The sequence below is a fragment of the Arthrobacter sp. MA-N2 genome (genome assembly GCF_000517125.1).
GTDB lineage: Bacteria > Actinomycetota > Actinomycetes > Actinomycetales > Micrococcaceae > Arthrobacter > Arthrobacter methylotrophus.
Genome location: NZ_KI912155.1, coordinates 846067 through 863444 on the forward strand (window position 1 = coordinate 846067; position 17378 = coordinate 863444).

A 17378-nucleotide genomic window follows, 5' to 3' on the forward strand; every position below is an offset into this window, starting at 1 on the left:
GTCCCATCAGAAAACCACAAACGTGAGCGAGCGTTACTTCTCCACGAGGGTCAGGACGTCGTAGGTGGCTACGATCTCGTCGTTCTGGTTGGTGAGGACGGCATCCCAAGCTACTTCGCCGTATTCATCAGTTTCGCGCGGGGTGATCTTCTTGGCCGTGAGCGTGACGCGGATCGAATCGCCTGCGGCCACCGGAGTGATGAAGCGCAGGTTTTCCAGGCCGTAGTTGGCCAGGACGGGGCCCGGAGCGGGTTCCACGAAGAGTCCGGCCGCCCAGCTGAGCAGCAGGTACCCGTGCGCCACGATTCCGGGGAAGAAGGGGTTGGCTTCGGCCGCTTCCTGGTTGGTGTGGGCGTAGAAGGTGTCCCCGGTGGAGTTGGCGAAGGCAGTGATGTCGTCCAGCGTGACCTGTCGGAGTTCGGACCGCACTGCGTCTCCGATACGCAAAGTGGCAAGCGTCTTGCGGAACGGGTGCGTTCCTTCCGTCTCCACGGTGAAGTTGCGGTCCGCGCCGGTGTGCCAGACTCCGGTCACCGCAGTGAGCATGTTCGGTGAACCCTGGATGGCGGTGCGCTGCATGTGGTGCATGACGGAGCGGATACCACCGAGTTCCTCGCCACCACCGGCGCGGCCCGGGCCGCCGTGAATCAGGTGCGGCACGGGCGAACCATGCCCGGTTGACGACCGGGCGTCCTCGCGGTTGAGCATGAGGACGCGTCCGTGGTGCGCAGCGATTCCGGTCACCAATTTGCGTGCAACGGCGGGGTCGTTGGTGCAAACGGAAGCCACCAGGGAGCCGCCACCGCGGGCGGCGAGGCGGACGGCGTCGTCGAGGTCCGAGTACCCGATCACGGACGATACCGGACCAAAGGCCTCCAGCGAGTGGACAGCGTCCGAGTCCACGTCAGCCCAGCTCAGCACGACCGGCGACATGAACGCTCCGCCCTCCACGACCCCCACGGTTCCATCCAGCGAGGTGACCGACGGCGAATCGAGCGTCCCGTACGCAAGTTCGCCACCGGCGTCGAGCATTGACTGGACCGCGGCGCGAACGTCGGCCAGCTGTTCAAGGGACGCGAGGGCGCCCATCGTGACGCCCTCCGCGCGGGGGTCACCCAGCACGACGCGCTCGTCAACCCGCGCGCCGATGGCGGAGACGACGGCGGACACCAAGTCCTGGGGCACGATGGTGCGGCGAATCGAGGTGCACTTCTGCCCGGCCTTGACCGTCATTTCGGTGACGACCGACTTGATGAAGGCGTCGAACTCGGGGGTGCCGGGCACGGCGTCGGGCCCCAGGATGGCGGCGTTGAGGGAGTCGGTTTCCGAGGTGAATCGGACGCCGCCCTGGACCACGTTGACGTGGGACTTCAGCGAGTTGGCGGTGGAAGCGGAACCGGTGAAGGCGAGAATGTCGCGGTAGTCGAGGTGGTCCAACAAGGTCCGCGCGGACCCCGAAATAAGCTGCAACGCCCCTTCCGGCAGGATCCCGGACTCCACGATGGCCTTGACCGCGGCCGCAGCAACGTAGCCCGTTGGAGTCGCCGGTTTGGCGATGGTGGGCACGCCGGCGAGGAAGGCGGGCGCGAACTTCTCGAGCATGCCCCATACCGGGAAGTTGAAGGCGTTGATCTGGACGGCGACGCCGGGAATGCGGGTATAAATGTGTTCGCCGGCGAACGAACCATCCTTGGAAAGTACCTCCATGGGACCGTCCACTACAACCTGCGAGTTGGGCAGTTCGCGGCGGCCCTTGGAACCGAAGGTGAAGAGCACGCCGATGCCGCCGTCGATGTCGATCATGTTGTCGATCTTGGTTGCGCCGGTCTGCGAGGAGGACGCATACAGCTCTTCCCGCCGGCCGTTGAGGTACTGCGCAAGCTCCTTGAGCTTGAGGGCGCGCTGGTGGAAGGTGAGCTTCCCCAGTTCGCGCTGGCCCACCGTGCGGCCGTAATCGACGACGGCGGCAAGGTCCAGTCCGTCGGTGCTCACGTTGGCCAGGACTTCTCCTGTGCTGGCGTCACGGACCGGCACCCCGGCTGAGGCGTCGGCGCTGGGGGTCCACCACTCGCCCTTGACGAAACTGGGCACGGTTTCAACAGTTGTGGCTTCCGGAGCGACTGCGGTAGTGGTCATCCTCGACGGGTCCTTCCAAGGCACGGGCACGAAATGGACTGAACGGCCACAATTTACTGACCGGCCGTTCGGTAATATCCCCAGAATACATGAGAGCCCGGATCTGCACACTAGACGCGTCCTCGGACCGCGCCCTTCCCGACCCTGTTTGCCGCACTTTCGCGCCGGAATGCCGCGACTCGCCCTGCCGCACGCGCTTTCCGACATCAAAGAAGGTCACGACGGCGCCGCTTGGCTTCGCTGATCCGTTCGGCTTCCGAGTTTGGTACAAATGGCGGTGACTTCGGCCTCGGAGACGCCATGCGCAGTCAGGAAGGCGACGGCATCCAGCGAGTGCGCGAATTCCAAGAGGCTTGCGCTGCGCGAGGCCAACACGGCTTCCAGCGCATCTTCTTCCAAGTAGGCATCATGGGCATGCGGCGCCCGGTGGTGGCGGTGGCGCTCGTTGATTCCACGCATCCCCTGCTGGTAGCCGCGTATGATCTCCTCGTCACTGGCGCCGGCGAGATTCTGCAGGATGACTGCGATGATTCCGCTCCGATCCCGTCCCGCCGCGCAATGCACCACCACTCCGCCGGGTGCCGCGGCGATGGCTCTGAAGACCGTCGCGAGCTTATCCGCGAAGAGCCGGACATAGTCGGCGTAGTGCGCAGGATCTCTCAGGTAAGGACCGAAGAGGGCAGTGAACTCTTCGTTCGACGGGTCCTCGGTGGGGCAATGGACGATCTGGATACGCGAGGTTACCTCCGCGGAAACCACGGGATCGGCTTCCCTCGGCTGCCCCTCACTCACGGTGCGCAAGTCGATCACAGTGCGGATGCCGGCGTCGTACATTTGCTGCCATCCTGCATCGGTGAGCCATTCCCGCCGGCCCATCCGGTAAAGGCACCCGGCGATGTGCCAGGCGTTCACTGCGCCGTCCCAATGGATGCCCAGCTGCTGGGGGTCGGTCGAGGTCCCATCCATACCGGACAGCTAACCACACGAGCCGGAGTGAGTGAAGGCGAAGAAAGCCGTGCTCCCGCCTGGCCGACCGTTAGGCGGAGACCAGGGATTTGCTCAGGATGGTCCCGCCGACACCGATCAGGACTGTCCCGGATCCACCGGTGATGATCCGATTCACGCGGGGCCGGGCCAATGCCGTGGAGATCTTCCTGAGCGCATGGACCAGCACGAAGTACCAAGCCAACGCGGTGAGGAGGAAGATGCCCGCCATCAACGCATGCTGCCCCAGTGGGGGAAGCGGTGCGAGATTGAACTGAGGGAAAAGGGACAGATAGAACACCGCGACCTTGGGGTTGAGCAGGTTGCTCACCATTCCTTGCAGAAATGGTGAGTTCCCTCGGAACCCAAACCTGGGCGCCGAAGCCGTGGGTTTACTGTGGGAGCGGCCGAACGCCTCCAGCAATGCGCGGGTCCCCAGATAGAGCAAATACGCAGCGCCGGAGATCCTGATGACGTTTCCGATTACTTCCGACGCCCCCAAGAGAGCCGTGACGCCCAGCACAGCGAGAAGGGCGAGGATCGTGTTGCCGACCATGATTCCGAACGCAGTCGACGCCGCCGAGCCGGGCCCACGGGGCGCGTTCTTCAGTACAAGGGCAAAATCAGGACCCGGAACGAGGACCACGACGACGCAGGTCAGCACAAAAGCCATCAGTTGTTCGACCATAAGGGGACTGCTTCCGAAGAATGGATGTGGCTCAGGCCGACTTTCACCGGCCGCCTTCAAAAGTGTAGCCGCACGAGGGGGCGCCCCCATTCCCCTCCGGCCAACCCGACTAACTCGCATTTGTTGTCGTTCTGGGCCCTCATAACGACAACAACTGCCAGCTAGTTGGGGGGGCGGGACGCCAGCCGGAACTCGAGGCCGGTACGCACGGCGGGCCATTCGTGTTCGAGGATGGAGAACACCACGGTGTCGCGCAGCACTCCGTCCGCAGTTCGGGAGTGGTTCCGGAGCACACCGTCTTGCTTGGCGCCCAGCCGGGCGATGGCGTGGCGCGACTGGTGGTTGAGCCAGTGCGTACGGAATTCGACGGCGGGGCAGCCGAGGGTTTCGAAAGCGTGGCGGAGGAGCAGCAGCTTGGAATCGGCGTTGCTGCCGCTGCCGTGTGCGGAGGCGGCGTTCCAGGTGGAGCCGATCTCGACGCGCGGTGTAACGGGGTCGATGTTCATGTACGTGGTCATGCCGATGAGCTTGCCGTTCGCCTTCAACCGGGTGGCGAACGGGACCATGGATCCTTGGACCTGCAGCGCGAGGCGTCGTGTGATCTCAGCGGCCATGCCTTCGGGAGTCGGGACCGGAGTATACCAGAGCTTCCACAGCTCACCGTCTTTGGCGGCATCCACCAAGCCGTCGTGGTGTTCAGAGCTCAATGGCTCCAGGGTTACGAAGCGACCGTCCAGGGTCACGGGGGCGATGAGAGTCACCCGGCTAGCCTAGCTGACCCAACTGACTCGCATTTGTTGTCGCTTTGAGGCGTCAAAGCGACAACAAATGCGAGTTAGTTGGGGGTCCGGGAGGGTTGCCTGTGGATAACTCAAAATGGTCCGCCTCGATTTGCAACGATGGGGCGATGAGGACCCCGCAATCCCTGCCAGCGTCGCTGGCGGTTGCCCCGTTCACCTGTCAAGAAGCGGCCGACGCCGGTGTAAGCCACCGGCGGTTAAGGCACCCATCGCTGCACTCGCCAAGCCGCGGCATCAGGATTCCGGGGGCCGCCCCGGTCGAAGGGCAGGCAAAGGACGTCAGTTTGCCGCTGGTCATCCGGCCCTTCACCGTGGTGACCGAATTTTCCGCAGCATCCCACGCCACGGCCTTCTCGCTATGGCAGTTCCCTGGGTTCCTTCCGGGTGGCGACGATCCACGCATCCACCTCTCACGCCCGGACACCATGGCTATTCCTCGCCGAACCGGAGTGGTGGGACATGTGGGACAGTTCTTCGACGACGAAATCACGAGCGTTGACGGGCTTCTGATCACCACCCGCACCCGGACTTGGCTGGATGTTTCCAGGAAAATGAGTATCGATGAGCTGACTGTTGTGGCAGACCATTTGCTGCGGTTCCCACGGCCCGAGCTCGAAGGGCGCACGGAATCGCACGCGACACGTGAACAACTGGCCGAGATGCTGGATCGGCACAAGGGTACGCCAGGCATCCGGAAAGCGCGCCTGGCTCTCGAACAGGCACGGATCGGCTCAGACTCCGCCCCCGAAACGCGGCTCCGGCTGGCGCTTGAACGGGACGGCTTGCCCGAACCCCAACTAAACGCGGTCACCGAACTAAGCGCCGGCGTCGTGCGTCAACCGGATCTGGGCTATCCCGAACACCGTGTGGCAGTCGAATACGACGGCGCAACGCATTCCGAGCCCGCCCAGGTCGTCCGCGATATCGCCCGCGAAGAGGATTTCAGTCGCGCGGGCTGGCACCTGGTCAGAATCTCCAAACGTCACATGGCGAACGACGCACGATCCGCCGTCGCAAAAGTCCGCGCAGCGCTCCTGGACCGAGGCTGGAACCCCAAGTAGCTGGCAGTAGGCGTCGTTAACGGGCCTGAAAACGGCAACAAATGCGAGCTAGTTGGGCCCGGGGCCGGGGCCTGGGGCGGGGGCGGGGGCGTAAGAACTCACTCAGTCCAGTCGAAGAATCCCTTGCCGGTCTTGCGTCCCAGTTCGCCGCGGGCAACCTTGTCGCGGAGAATCTGCGGAGGTGCAAAGCGCTCCCCCAGCGTCGACTGCAAGTATTCGGCAATGCCGAGCCGCACGTCCAAGCCCACGATGTCCGTTGTCTTGAGCGGTCCGGTGGGGTGCTTGTAACCGAGCACCATGGCGGCGTCGATATCCTCAGCCGAGGCAACGCCCTCTTCGACCATACGCATCGCCTCCAGAGCGATCGCGACGCCCAGCCGCGAGGACGCAAAGCCAGGGGCGTCATGGACGACGACGGCGGTCTTGCCGAGTGCCTCGGTCCACCTTTTCGCCGTGGCAGCGAGCTCGGCCGAGGTCTCCTTGGCGAGGACAACCTCGATGAGCGTGGAAGCCGGAACCGGGTTGAAGAAGTGCAGGCCCACGAAGTTGGCAGGCCTCCTGAGCTGCGAAGCCAAGCCTGTCACGGAAAGGGACGAAGTGTTGGAAGCCAGGAAGGCATCGGCGGAGAGGTGTTCCTCCACGGCTTTGAGGGCTGCAACCTTGAGCTTGTAGTCCTCAGGTACGGCTTCCACCACCAGCCCGCAATGGACGAAGGAGCCGTAGTCGGTGGACGTGCTGAACCGGGACAGCACTTCCTCTGCCGGTTCGTTTAGCGCACCGCGGGCAGCGGACTTGGCCACGGCGTCAGCCACCCGATCTTGCGCACCGGCGGCGGATTCGTGGTCTCGCTCGACGACCACTACCGTGGCGCCCTTGATCAGGAACGCGTGGGCGATCCCGGCACCCATGCGGCCGCCGCCGAGGACACCAACGACATGTGGGATGGAGGGAGCTGCTGTCATTTCCGGGTCCTGTCTGGGTTGTCGCTGCTCTGCTTGTCGTTTTTCTTGTCCAGGAACGCCTGCATGCGGTCGAACTTGGCTTGCGATTCGAAGAGCATGCCCTGTGCCAAGGTGTCGATCACTGGATGTGCCCCGGCCGGTGCGTGGAACACCGACTTGGTGATCCTCACGGCAAGGGGATCCTGCCGGCCGATCCTATCCGCAAGGCTGTGGGCAGCTTCCATCAACAGTGGAGCTTCGTGGATCTGGGTGATGAGGTTGATGCGGAGGGCTTCCTCGGCCCGGAGGACGGCCCCGGCCAAGAGGATTTCCTTGGCGATCGGTTCTCCCACGAGTTCCTTGAGTCGCCAGGTGGCTCCGGCCGCGGCCATGATGCCCAGCCCGGTTTCCGGGTTGCCGATCCGCACGCCAGGGGTGCCGATGCGGAAGTCCGCGGCGTAGGCGAGTTCGGCACCGCCTCCGAGGCAATAACCGTCCAAGGCCGCGATGACGGGCATCGGCAGCTTCGCGATTCGGACGAAGATGGTCGAATTGATCCCGCGCAGGGCGTCGTCGCGGCGGCGTTCCCTCAGCTGGCCGATGTCCGCGCCGGAGGCAAAGACACCATCGACGCCGGCGATAATGAGGATCTTCGGCTCGCGTTCAAGGTAATCACACACCTGATGGAGCTCGTCCACCATCTGCTGGTCGATCGCGTTGCGGACCTCGGGCCGGTTAAGGAGCACCGTGACCCGGTCTTCGCGTTCCTCGATGAGCAGGGTTCCGAATCCTTCGGAGTTCAGTGCCATTACATGCCTTCCAAGAGGATGGCAGCACCTTGTCCGACGCCGATGCACATCGTTGCGAGGCCTATCTTCCGAGCGTCCGCGCTACCGGCGAGCTCGCGTTCCATGCGCCCCAGCAAGGTAATGACGATGCGCGAGCCGCTGGAACCCAGCGGGTGCCCCAGGGAGATCGCGCCGCCGTCGTTGTTCACAATGTCCGGATCCAAGCCCAAACGCCGCATGCTCGCAAGCGATTGCGTCGCGAAAGCTTCGTTGAGTTCGACGGCGCCGAGGTCACCGACGGTGAGCCCCGAACGGCCCAGGATCTTCTGGGTGGCCGGAACCGGGCCGATGCCCATGATTTCCGGCTCGCAACCGGCCGAACCGCCGTCGATGATGCGCGCCCTCGGGGTGAGTCCGAACTTCTCGATGGCAGCCTCCGAAGCGACGATGATGGCGGAGGCGCCGTCGTTGAGCGAGGAGGAGTTTCCGGCGGTGACAACGGATCCCCCGGCAACCACGGGACGGAGGCCCGCGAGGACTTCCGCAGTGGTCCCTTCGCGGGGGCCCTCGTCGGTGTCCACGACAGTTTCGCCCTTGCGGGTCTTCACGGTGACCGGAACGATTTCGTCCTTGAAGCGGCCACCAGCGATTGCCGCCAGCGCGCGTTGGTGCGAGCGGACCGCGAACGCGTCGGCCTCTTCGCGGGAGATGCCATCCACGCGGGCAACTTCCTCGGCCGTTTCCGGCATGGAGTAGGTCATCTTTCCGCCCCGGGAGAGCTCACCCTTGGTGAAAAGCGGGTTCGCGAAGCGCCAGCCGATGGAGGTGTCGAAGATTTGGCCCGGCTTGGCAAAGGCTGCGGAGGGCTTCTCCTGCACCCACGGGGCCCTGCTCATCGATTCGACGCCGCCCGCCACCACGATGTCCGCCGCGCCCGCCTTGATCATATGGCTGGCCATGGTGATGGCGCTCATTCCTGAGGCGCAGAGGCGGTTGACCGTGATGCCGGGGATGTGGAGGGGCAGTCCCGCGAGAAGGGTGGCCATGCGGGCGACGTTGCGGTTTTCCTCGCCAGCGCCGTTGGCGTTGCCCAGGATGACCTCGTCGATGGCGTCGGGGTCGACGCCGGCGCGGGCCACGGCCTCGCGGATCACAAGGGCTGCCAGGTCATCGGGCCGGACAGCGGAGAGTGCGCCGCCGTACCGGCCTACAGGGGTGCGGGCACCGCCAACAAGAAAAGCCTCGACCATGAGAACATCCTTCGCGAAGGGAGCGGGGCCGGTGAATAATTTACCGACCGTTCGTTCTATAAAGATTACACGGCGCCGCCACAGGGTCAACCGCCCAGCCGCCAACTGGCACACGGTGGGCCGCCATGTGGCAGCACAGTCGCCTCACTCAGATCACCCGAATGCCCAGATGCCCGGCCAAAAGCGGGGCCATCAGGCTGAGCTGGTAATCATCGATGACCACGCCGGACAAACCGCCCAGTCCATTGACCATCCGGAAATCCGAGCCACGGAGGTCCACATCCTTGAACTTCGCCCCTGTGACATCCAAGGTGCCAATGGTGCAGTCCTTGAGCACCATCCGCGTCGCAGTGCACGCCCCGAGCTCGAGCTCGTTGATGATGCACCCCGTGATCACGACATCCGTCAGTTTGGACCCACGCAGGTTCAGGAAGTCCAGCTTGCCGCCGTCGATCTTTACCGAATGCCAGGTGCCCTCATACATCTCCGCGGATCCCCAACGCGGATTGCTGATCGCCACTTCGCGCCACGAGGTGCGCGCAGCGTTGAATACGGGCGCGTAGGGCTCGTTCAAGATGCAGTCACGGAAGCTCGCACCCCGCAGCTGGGCCTCGTTGAAGGAAACCCCGTTGAATTCGCACTCGATGAAGTCCGATCCGCTCAGCTCCGCCCCGTCCGCCACCGCGCGGGTGAGCCGGACGCCGTCGTACCGTTCGCCGCGCTGGAAATCCGGGGCGGGCTCGTCCCGGAGTTCGTCGAGCCTGATGGGGGAAATCCGGGGCGCCGCCACCTTGGATGCCGCCATCAGATCGCCTCCGTGAGCATCCGGATGGCGATAATGTGCCGGCTGAGAGTGGTGCTGTGGTCCATGCATCGAGCCTACCGGCGTCAGCCGACAAACAGCCGACAAACAGCAGACAATGACACTTGCGCGGACTGCCGGGATGGCAAACACTAGGCCTACGCCCGCGATCCGATCTGCCAACGAAAGGCTTCCACCCATGGCGCACGTCGATTTGAGCACGGAGAGCGTGGCAGCAGGGGGCTCGCGTACCCTCAAGGGGTACCTTGCGGAGCCCGCCGGCGAGGGGCCGTTTCCCGGCGTCGTGCTCGTTCATGAGGCCTTCGGGCTCGACGACGTGATGCGTCGCCACGCGGACCGGCTCGCCGAAGCCGGCTACTTGACCCTCGCCGTCGACCTCTACAGCGACGGCGGAGCAAGGCGTTGCCTCGTAGCGACCATGCGATCCCTCATGTCCGGCGCCGGCCGGGCATTCACCGACTTGTCCACGGCACGCTCCTGGCTCCGCAGCGACCCCAGGTGCACCGGAAAAGTGGGGGTCATCGGGTTCTGCATGGGAGGCGCGTTCGCCCTGCTCGCAGCCAACGACGACTTCGACGCCGCCTCCGTGAACTACGGTCAATTGCCGCGCGACCTGGAGCACGCCCTGGAAGGCGCATGTCCGGTGGTGGCCAACTACGGTGCGAAGGACCGGACCCTGCGGGGAGCGGCCACGAAGCTGGAAGCCGCGCTCACTAACCTTGGGATCGAGCACGACATCAAGGAATTCCCGACGGCGGGCCACGCCTTCATGAACGACGTCCCCGTTGGACCCCGGCCGCTACGGCCGCTCATGCGGGTGATGGGCATCAAACCCGACCCAGCCGCCGCCCCGGAGGCTTGGCAGCGGATCGAGGAGCACTTCGAGAAGCACTTGAAGGGGACTAGCTGAAGAGCTGGCTCTTGGGCTCGTTGTTCTTGACCTTCTGCCAGCCGAGCCACAGCACCAAGGCGAAGAACGGGATGGTCGCAAGGGTCCAGATACCCAGGGGGAACACCTCACCCGTGGCCTTGTCCGTCATAGTGTCCATACCAATCAGCACGGTGATGGCCAGGAGTGCCACCAGACCAACCCAGCTGGTCCATGGGGAACCCGGCATGGGCAGGCTGGAGACGTTGCCCTTCTTCTTGCGCAGCGCAATCTGGCTGGCGAAGATGGAACCCCAGGTGAAGATGACGCCGATCGAGGCGGTGTTCAGCGCGAGGTCGAAAGCATGGGAGCCGCCCAACCAGATGTTGAGCACGATGCCCGTGAGGTACACGGCGCCGATGGCCAGGATGGCGGCGTAGGGCACGTGGCGGGTGGACATCTTGGTGAGCCATTTGGGGGCATGTCCGTTGTTGGCCATGGTGCGGAAGATGCGGCCAATTGAGTACAAGCCCGAGTTGCACGACGACAGCGCAGCGGTGATGACGATCATGTTCATGACGTCGCCCATCCACGGCAAGCCCATCTGGCCGAAGACCGTAACGAACGGGGAGGTGCCTGCGTGGTACTGGTCCGAGGGCAGGAGCATCGCCAGGAGCGTGACGGAACCGACGTAGAACACCACAATGCGGATCACGACGGCGCGAATCGCCTTGGGCACTTCGCGTTCCGGGTTCTGCATCTCGCCGGCGGTAATGCCGACCAGTTCGATGGCGTTGTAGGCGAAGATCACGGCGTTCAGGACCAGGATCATCACCAAGCCGCCCTTGGGGAACATGCCGCCGTCGGCAGCGAAGAGATTGCCCACGGAAGCGTGGCCGGTGCCGACCTGTGCGTTGGTGACCACCATGAAGGTGCCCACGGCCAGGAAGGTCAGGATCGCGGCGACCTTGAGGCAGGAAGCCCAGAATTCGAACTCGCCGAAGGCCTTGACGCTGAACAGGTTCACGGCAACCAGCAGCACCAGCGCAGCGATGGCGGACAGTTCAACGGGGACGTTCGGGAAGAAGAACTGGAAGTACAGGCCGATGGCGATGAGTTCGGCGATCCCCGTCATGGCCCAGTTGATGAAGTACATCCAGCCGGAGAGGAAGGCGCCCTTCTTGCCGAACATTTCGCCGGCGTAGCTGACGAAAGAGCCGGAAGTCTGGCGGTACATGATCAGTTCGCCGAGCGCCCGCATGAGCAGGTAGGCGATGACGCCGGCAATGGCGTAGGAGAAAATCAGGGCCGGACCGGTGGAGGCCAGGCGTCCGCCCGCACCCATGAAGAGGCCGACGCCGATCGCGCCGCCCATCGCGATCATCGTGACGTGGCGGCGGCTCAAGGTCTTCTGGTAGCCCTCGGCGCTGAGGTTGTCGGAAGCGGCAGCGATACTGGGCGCGGCCAGGTTTCCGGGGGCGCGCTGAAGGTCGGTTGTCGTGTTTTGAGGCACAGTTTTTCCTTGTGGGTTGAAGGAGACGCCGGCCTTGGCTTCACGTGCATCGGCACAGACAATTCGAGATTTTGGCCTGTTGGCAAGTCGAATCAGTGGCGAGATCATGGAAGCGTCGAAGGTAAATCCGGCAAATCCATCTTACCCGGTGAATTCGACGGAGGGTGACGCGGGCAACAAAGAGGGACGCTACGCTGGACACATGGGCACTATTCCGCCGGCCGGCAGGCTGTACCGTTTCACGGGCCTGGACGCTGCGGCTTTCGGACTATATGTGGCGCTGGCGGCTGTTCTGAGCCTCGCGACGGCCCCTGTGACAGCCATGGCGGAGCAGATCTTCCCCGATCCCGCTACGGCCGTCTTCGCGATCAACCTCGCTTTCTACGCGTCGGTCGGCCTGGTCGCGGTTACGGCTGCGAGGCGTGTCATTCGCCGCGACCTCCTGATTTTGGCCACGCGTCCGTGGTTCACGCTAGCCATGATTCCCTTATCGATCGTTGCGATGCTGGTGCTCACTGCCGTTCTCGTGACAGTTACCGGCTCCGTCAAGGAATCGCAGAATCAACTGGGCCTCCAGTCGCTGGTCCAGCAGCTGCCGGTATGGTTCGTGGTGCCGTTGCTGGTGGTGCTCGGTCCTTTTGTGGAGGAATACCTTTTCCGGCACTTGCTCATCGGCAAGCTGTCCCGGCACGTTAATGTTTGGCTCTGCTGCGTCTTGTCCGTGCTGTGCTTCGCCGCCATCCACGTGGTGGGGCGTGAAGGCCTGGTCCTTCCCGCGCTGGTTCCGTACCTCGGAATGGGCGCCGTCCTGGTGGCTGTCTATGTCTGGACGGGAAAGAACGTAATGTTCTCCTATTTCGTCCACGCAGCCAAGAATCTCCTGGCCGTCCTGCTGATCTATGCCATCCCGCCGCAACTGCTGGGCGGATAACCACCCGCCCCTCACCCCCGCACCGGCCACCCAACTAGCTCGCATTTGTTGTCGTTCTGGGCCCTCATAACGACAACAACTGCGAGCTAGTTGGGCGACCCGGACCGGAACTGTCCGCGGGGCACTTCCCTGGCCACGCGCCGTCGTCGTAGTTTCAGTCCATGGCACTAAACATCCAGATAGTCATCGATTGCAAGAACCCGCATGTCCTCGCAGATTGGTGGGCCGAAACGCTCGACTGGACAGTGGAACCCCAGGACGAAGCGTTCATCCGTTCCATGATCGATCAAGGCTTCGCCGCGGAGGCTGAAACCATGACCCACCACGGCAAACTCGTGTGGAAGGACGGCGCCGCTATTGGACCGTCGGAGGACCAGGACAAGGACACCCGCAGGCGCTTCCTGTTCCAAGCCGCCAAGGAAGACAAGACCGTCAAGAACCGCGTCCACTGGGACGTACGCCTCAACGGCCAGGACAAGGACGAGGTCCGCGCCGCATTGGAAGCCCGGGGCGCGAAATACCTCTGGACCGCCAAGCAAGGCCCGCACGAATGGCACACCATGGCCGATCCCGAAGGCAACGAGTTCTGCATAAGCTGAGCGGATTACTACACTCGGAGGGTGAGCAACGACTTCCCAGCCAAGGTATCCGACGTCTTTGACCCATCGCGCTGGCGCACTGTGTCCGGTTTCGACGATTTCCAGGACATGACGTACCACAGACAGGTGGAGCGGGACGCAGACGGGAAAGTCACGAAGGACCTCCCCACGGTCCGGATTGCCTTCAACCGCCCGGAAGTCCGTAACGCCTTCCGGCCCGGAACTGTTGACGAGCTCTACCGCGCCATGGACCACGCCCGCATGACCCCGGATGTCGCCACGGTGCTCCTCACCGGCAATGGTCCGTCCCCCAAGGATGGCGGCCATTCCTTCTGTTCGGGCGGGGACCAGCGGATCCGCGGCAGGGACGGGTACCGGTACGTAGTACAAAACACGGCTGACGGCGAGACCCAGGAGAGCATCGACCCCGCCCGGGCCGGCCGCCTGCACATCCTGGAAGTCCAGCGGCTCATGCGGACCATGCCGAAGGTTGTCATCGCGGTCGTGAACGGCTGGGCAGCTGGCGGCGGTCACTCGCTGCACGTCGTCTCGGACCTCACCATTGCCTCGCGCCAGCACGGCAAGTTCAAGCAGACCGACGCCACCGTGGGAAGTTTCGACGCCGGATACGGCTCTACGCTTCTGGCCCGCCAGATCGGGCAGAAAGCCGCCCGCGAGATCTTCTTCCTGGCCCGCGAGTATTCCGCGGAGGACATGGTCAGAATGGGTGCCGTGAACGAGGCCGTGGACCATGAGCGCCTGGAGGAAGTTGCCCTGGAGTATGCCGCGGACATAGCCCGCCAATCCCCGCAGGCCATCCGCATGCTCAAGTTCGCCTTCAACTTGGCCGACGACGGCCTGGCCGGTCAGCAAGTATTCGCGGGTGAAGCCACCCGCCTGGCCTACATGACGGACGAGGCCGTGGAGGGCAAAGAAGCCTTCCTCGAGAAGCGCGATCCGGACTGGTCCGCTTTCCCTTACTACTTCTAGGACTCGCCCGTGAACATCGATCCCGTTCTCAAGGCCTTGGCCGCCGCCCTCCACGGGGAGGGTCCCGCCGTCGGAATCGTCGCTGCGGAGGACGGCACCCCGCGTGCCGTCGCCGTCGAAACGCCCGGTTTCGAGGACGCCGCAGTGGTGGTGCGCACCTCCGGTTCCACCGGAACGCCCAAAGCCACGGTGCTCACCGTCGATCAGCTCGCGGCGTCCTCCATGGCCACGGCGATGGCGCTCCGGGGCGAGGGACAATGGCTCCTTGCCTTGCCGTTGCAATTCGTTGCCGGGGTCCAGGTGTTGGTCCGTTCCCTTTTCGCCGGAACACGCCCATGGGCCATGGACCTCTCGAACGGCTTCACTCCGGAGGCCTTCACTGCCGCCGCGGGGGAGCTGACGGACACCGTCCGCTTCACGTCCTTGGTGCCCACCCAGTTGCAGCGCCTCCTGGACTCGCCCTCCGCGGAAACCCTCGCGGCCCTCCGCCGCTTCAACGCCATCCTCCTGGGCGGCGCGCCGGCGCCGGCCGCGCTGCTGCACGCCGCCAGGGAGGCCGGGGTGAAGGTGGTGACCACCTATGGCTCGGCCGAGACGTGCGGCGGTTGCGTATACGACGGAAGGCCGCTGGACGGTGTCAGCGTCAGGCTCGACGACGGCCGGGTCCTCCTGGGCGGCGACACCGTCGCTTCCGGTTATCTGGACGCGCCGGAGGCGACTGCCGAGGCGTTCTTCGACGAGGACGGCACCCGTTGGTACCGCACCAACGATCTCGGGGAGCTCGCAGGCGACGGTACACTCACCGTGCTGGGACGGGCCGACGACGTCATCATCACGGGCGGTGTCAAAGCCTCCGCCGCATTCATCCAAGCTGAGCTCGAAAAGTTCGACGGCGTCACGGCGGCTTTCGTGGCCGGGGTCCCCTCCCGGGAGTGGGGCCAGGCGGTGGCAGCATATGTTGCCGTCGAGGACAGCTCTGCGGAAAGCATTGCGGACTACAAGGCCCGCTGCCAGGAATCCCTGGGGGCTCTCGCTCCCAAAACGGTGCTGACCACGGACGGGCTCATCATGCTCCCCAATGGAAAGCCGGACAGACTGGCGATGATCGAGCTGCTCACCGAGGTGCATCAGGGAGAATAGACCTAGCCCCCCTGATCGTCATTTGCCTTCCCCCCAATGCGAAACAACACGAGGTACTGAACGTGGCAACAGCTGCACAATGGATTCAAGGCGCCCGCTTGCGCACCCTGCCGGCGGCCATCGCGCCAGTGCTGATCGGCACAGCGGCCGCCTACGAGCTGCAGTCTTTCCGGATCTTGAATGCCATCCTCGCTGCCCTTGTGGCGCTGCTGCTGCAGATCGGGGTCAACTACGCCAACGATTACTCAGACGGCGTCCGTGGCACCGATCAGGACCGGGTGGGTCCGCTCCGACTGGTAGGTTCCGGCGCGGCACGCCCAAACCATGTCAAGTGGGCGGCATTCGGCGCGTTCGGCCTCGCCATGATGTCCGGCTTGGTCCTGGTAATCATGACGCAGACCTGGTGGCTGCTCCTGGTGGGCATCGGCTGCGTACTCGCCGCGTGGGGTTACACCGGTGGCAAGAACCCGTACGGCTACATGGGCCTGGGTGACTTGTTTGTCTTTGTCTTCTTCGGACTGGTGGCAACGCTGGGCACCACCTACACGCAGGCCGGACAAGTGAGCCTTCCGGCGGTTATCGGCGCCATTGGAACAGGATTGATCGCATGCGCCCTGCTGATGGCCAACAACGTACGGGATATCCCGACCGACATGGTGGCCGGCAAGCGGACCCTGGCGGTGCGGCTTGGCGACCGGCATGCCCGTGAGAGCTACGTCCTGATGTTGGCAGTCGCCATCCTGCTGGTTGTGGTGCTTGCACCGACCAGACCGTGGATGCTGATCGTGTTGCTGCTGATCCCGGCCTGCCTCATGCCGGCATGGCTCATGGTCAACGGACGGAAGCGCAAGAGCCTTATCCCGGTGCTGAAGCAGACCGGCTTGATCAATCTTGGCTACAGCGTCTTGTTCTCGCTGGGCCTGATACTGAGCCACGGCTTCTAGGGGCTCGCTCACATATGTGAGCGAGCATCCTCCCCCGACGCTCGCTCACATATGTCGCGTTTCGGCCCGACGCTCCTGCAGCTTTAAGCCTCTAGGCTTCCTTGGGGCGCCGATCGTTCTCGACAGCAACCGCGGGGTTTTCATCCACCAGACGGTCCTCGATCTCGGCATCTTCAATTTCCAATGCGGAGCGGATGGGCTTGGCACGACCGGAGAAACGCTCACGCATGGATGCCGTGGCGGCGTCGCGCTGCTTCTTGAAGAACAGGTAGCTGATAGCGAACGCGATGAGGCCCGCGAAAAGTGCCGCAAGCAACAAACCCGTCTGCAGCAAAGCGAAGATGATGAAGAGCGGGACGAAGAGCGCAAGTCGGATCAGGGAGTATTTGAGGAAAGCCACGGATCAAGTTTAGCGTCCCAGCCTGATTGCACTCTGAACGGACAGCTATCGCGGAACTCTACGGCGACTAGACTTGACGGTATGCTCCGCGTTGTTGTAGTTGTCGCCGTCTTGCTCGTCTTCGTCTATGGGCTGGTGGACGTCATCCGCACGGATCGGCGCACCACACGGGGGATCTCCAAAACCGCTTGGATAATCGTGATGATCCTGCTGCCCGTGCTTGGCGCGCTTCTCTGGTTCCTGATTGGCCGCCCCTACACCATCCGCCCCACCCCGCAGCCGGCGAGCCACCCCATCGCTCCCGACGACGACCCCGATTTCCTCCGCAACCTGGAAATCCGCCGCCGGAACCAGGCCGAAGCCGAACGGCTAAAGAAGCTCAAGGCCGAACTCGAAGCCAAGGCACGCAAACTCAAGGGTGGTTCCAACGCCGAAGACAGCGGTGACGTCAACACCTGACACACCGTTCCTGACCTCTTTTGAAACGCGAACGACGGCGACACGCCCGCCTGTGCGGAGTGT

Annotated in this window: 18 protein-coding genes; 8 read left to right on the plus strand and 10 right to left on the minus strand. The window is 63.8% G+C overall.

Annotation, left to right across the window (positions count from 1 at the left end; translation table 11 throughout):
• Window positions 1-33: 33 nt before the first annotated feature.
• From paaZ to A3M3_RS0104430, 4 genes are all read right to left on the minus strand, one after another.
• Complete coding sequence (gene paaZ / locus A3M3_RS0104415; RefSeq protein WP_028265324.1) at window positions 34-2136, minus strand: phenylacetic acid degradation bifunctional protein PaaZ; 2103 nt, start codon at window positions 2134-2136, stop codon at window positions 34-36.
• 216 nt (window positions 2137-2352) lie between these two features.
• Window positions 2353-3102, minus strand: coding sequence for a tyrosine-protein phosphatase (locus A3M3_RS0104420; protein ID WP_028265325.1), 750 nt, complete (start codon window positions 3100-3102; stop codon window positions 2353-2355).
• Between the two features lie 70 nt (window positions 3103-3172).
• Window positions 3173-3808: a LysE family translocator gene (locus tag A3M3_RS0104425; RefSeq protein WP_051422927.1), complete on the minus strand. Its 636-nt coding sequence runs from the start codon at window positions 3806-3808 to the stop codon at window positions 3173-3175.
• 161 nt (window positions 3809-3969) lie between these two features.
• Window positions 3970-4569 carry a GNAT family N-acetyltransferase gene (locus A3M3_RS0104430; RefSeq protein ID WP_028265327.1) on the minus strand — a complete coding sequence of 200 codons (600 nt, stop codon included), beginning with the start codon at window positions 4567-4569 and terminating at the stop codon, window positions 3970-3972.
• 146 nt (window positions 4570-4715) lie between these two features.
• Here A3M3_RS0104430 and A3M3_RS0104435 point away from each other — a divergent pair, with 146 nt between their 5' ends.
• Entirely contained in the window at window positions 4716-5669 is a 954-nt protein-coding gene (locus A3M3_RS0104435; RefSeq protein ID WP_028265328.1) for an endonuclease domain-containing protein, read from the plus strand.
• Window positions 5670-5767: 98 nt separating this feature from the next.
• Here A3M3_RS0104435 and A3M3_RS0104440 read toward each other — a convergent pair whose 3' ends face one another.
• The 4 genes from A3M3_RS0104440 to A3M3_RS0104455 all read right to left on the minus strand — a co-directional run bounded on the left by A3M3_RS0104440 (window position 5768) and on the right by A3M3_RS0104455 (window position 9453).
• Complete coding sequence (locus A3M3_RS0104440) at window positions 5768-6631, minus strand: 3-hydroxyacyl-CoA dehydrogenase family protein (protein WP_028265329.1); 864 nt, start codon at window positions 6629-6631, stop codon at window positions 5768-5770.
• Entirely contained in the window at window positions 6628-7419 is a 792-nt protein-coding gene (locus A3M3_RS0104445; RefSeq protein ID WP_028265330.1) for an enoyl-CoA hydratase/isomerase family protein, read from the minus strand. Before A3M3_RS0104445 ends, A3M3_RS0104440 begins: the two co-directional genes overlap by 4 nt.
• Window positions 7419-8648, minus strand: coding sequence for a thiolase family protein (locus A3M3_RS0104450; RefSeq protein ID WP_028265331.1), 1230 nt, complete (start codon window positions 8646-8648; stop codon window positions 7419-7421). Before A3M3_RS0104450 ends, A3M3_RS0104445 begins: the two co-directional genes overlap by 1 nt.
• Before the next feature lie 148 nt (window positions 8649-8796).
• Window positions 8797-9453: a pentapeptide repeat-containing protein gene (locus A3M3_RS0104455; protein WP_028265332.1), complete on the minus strand. Its 657-nt coding sequence runs from the start codon at window positions 9451-9453 to the stop codon at window positions 8797-8799.
• A gap of 196 nt (window positions 9454-9649) precedes the next feature.
• On the opposite strand from A3M3_RS0104455, the gene A3M3_RS0104460 reads away from it, so the two are divergent.
• A complete protein-coding gene (locus A3M3_RS0104460; protein WP_051422928.1) occupies window positions 9650-10381 on the plus strand; it encodes a dienelactone hydrolase family protein in 732 nt (243 codons plus the stop codon).
• Here A3M3_RS0104460 and A3M3_RS0104465 read toward each other — a convergent pair.
• Window positions 10374-11852: an amino acid permease gene (locus A3M3_RS0104465; protein WP_028265334.1), complete on the minus strand. Its 1479-nt coding sequence runs from the start codon at window positions 11850-11852 to the stop codon at window positions 10374-10376. The two genes, A3M3_RS0104460 and A3M3_RS0104465, sit on opposite strands and share 8 nt — an antisense overlap.
• Window positions 11853-12054: 202 nt before the next feature.
• Here A3M3_RS0104465 and A3M3_RS0104470 point away from each other — a divergent pair, with 202 nt between their 5' ends.
• The 5 genes from A3M3_RS0104470 to A3M3_RS0104490 all read left to right on the plus strand — a co-directional run bounded on the left by A3M3_RS0104470 (window position 12055) and on the right by A3M3_RS0104490 (window position 16456).
• The gene (locus tag A3M3_RS0104470) at window positions 12055-12783 is read left to right on the plus strand and encodes a CPBP family intramembrane glutamic endopeptidase (protein WP_028265335.1); all 729 of its coding nucleotides are present in this window, start codon (window positions 12055-12057) and stop codon (window positions 12781-12783) included.
• Between the two features lie 161 nt (window positions 12784-12944).
• Window positions 12945-13382, plus strand: a complete 438-nt coding sequence (locus tag A3M3_RS0104475) for a VOC family protein (protein ID WP_028265336.1) — start codon at window positions 12945-12947, stop codon at window positions 13380-13382.
• 21 nt (window positions 13383-13403) lie between these two features.
• A complete protein-coding gene (locus A3M3_RS0104480; RefSeq protein WP_028265337.1) occupies window positions 13404-14372 on the plus strand; it encodes a 1,4-dihydroxy-2-naphthoyl-CoA synthase in 969 nt (322 codons plus the stop codon).
• A 9-nt stretch (window positions 14373-14381) separates the two neighbouring features.
• Window positions 14382-15512 carry an AMP-binding protein gene (locus A3M3_RS0104485; protein WP_028265338.1) on the plus strand — a complete coding sequence of 377 codons (1131 nt, stop codon included), beginning with the start codon at window positions 14382-14384 and terminating at the stop codon, window positions 15510-15512.
• A gap of 62 nt (window positions 15513-15574) precedes the next feature.
• Entirely contained in the window at window positions 15575-16456 is an 882-nt protein-coding gene (locus A3M3_RS0104490; protein WP_028265339.1) for a 1,4-dihydroxy-2-naphthoate polyprenyltransferase, read from the plus strand.
• A 91-nt stretch (window positions 16457-16547) separates the two neighbouring features.
• Here the strand turns inward: A3M3_RS0104490 and A3M3_RS0104495 are convergent, their stop codons facing one another.
• Window positions 16548-16856 (minus strand): DUF4229 domain-containing protein, encoded by a 309-nt coding sequence (locus tag A3M3_RS0104495; RefSeq protein WP_028265340.1) that lies wholly within the window; start codon window positions 16854-16856, stop codon window positions 16548-16550.
• 81 nt (window positions 16857-16937) lie between these two features.
• Between A3M3_RS0104495 and A3M3_RS0104500 the strand changes: the two genes are divergently transcribed.
• Window positions 16938-17315 (plus strand): PLD nuclease N-terminal domain-containing protein, encoded by a 378-nt coding sequence (locus tag A3M3_RS0104500; RefSeq protein WP_028265341.1) that lies wholly within the window; start codon window positions 16938-16940, stop codon window positions 17313-17315.
• The last annotated feature ends 63 nt before the right edge of the window (window positions 17316-17378 follow it).

Bases quoted from the DNA above. Each gene is read 5' to 3' on its own strand.
- A3M3_RS0104470 (WP_028265335.1), top strand. From the start codon at position 12,055: ATGGGCACTATTCCGCCGGCCGGCAGGCTGTACCGTTTCACGGGCCTG.
- A3M3_RS0104440 (WP_028265329.1), bottom strand. From the start codon at position 6,631: ATGACAGCAGCTCCCTCCATCCCACATGTCGTTGGTGTCCTCGGCGGC.
- A3M3_RS0104420 (WP_028265325.1), bottom strand. From the start codon at position 3,102: ATGGATGGGACCTCGACCGACCCCCAGCAGCTGGGCATCCATTGGGAC.
- A3M3_RS0104425 (WP_051422927.1), bottom strand. From the start codon at position 3,808: ATGGTCGAACAACTGATGGCTTTTGTGCTGACCTGCGTCGTCGTGGTC.
- A3M3_RS0104450 (WP_028265331.1), bottom strand. From the start codon at position 8,648: ATGGTCGAGGCTTTTCTTGTTGGCGGTGCCCGCACCCCTGTAGGCCGG.
- A3M3_RS0104475 (WP_028265336.1), top strand. From the start codon at position 12,945: ATGGCACTAAACATCCAGATAGTCATCGATTGCAAGAACCCGCATGTC.
- A3M3_RS0104500 (WP_028265341.1), top strand. From the start codon at position 16,938: ATGCTCCGCGTTGTTGTAGTTGTCGCCGTCTTGCTCGTCTTCGTCTAT.
- paaZ (WP_028265324.1), bottom strand. From the start codon at position 2,136: ATGACCACTACCGCAGTCGCTCCGGAAGCCACAACTGTTGAAACCGTG.
- A3M3_RS0104455 (WP_028265332.1), bottom strand. From the start codon at position 9,453: ATGGCGGCATCCAAGGTGGCGGCGCCCCGGATTTCCCCCATCAGGCTC.
- A3M3_RS0104445 (WP_028265330.1), bottom strand. From the start codon at position 7,419: ATGGCACTGAACTCCGAAGGATTCGGAACCCTGCTCATCGAGGAACGC.
- A3M3_RS0104460 (WP_051422928.1), top strand. From the start codon at position 9,650: ATGGCGCACGTCGATTTGAGCACGGAGAGCGTGGCAGCAGGGGGCTCG.
- A3M3_RS0104435 (WP_028265328.1), top strand. From the start codon at position 4,716: ATGAGGACCCCGCAATCCCTGCCAGCGTCGCTGGCGGTTGCCCCGTTC.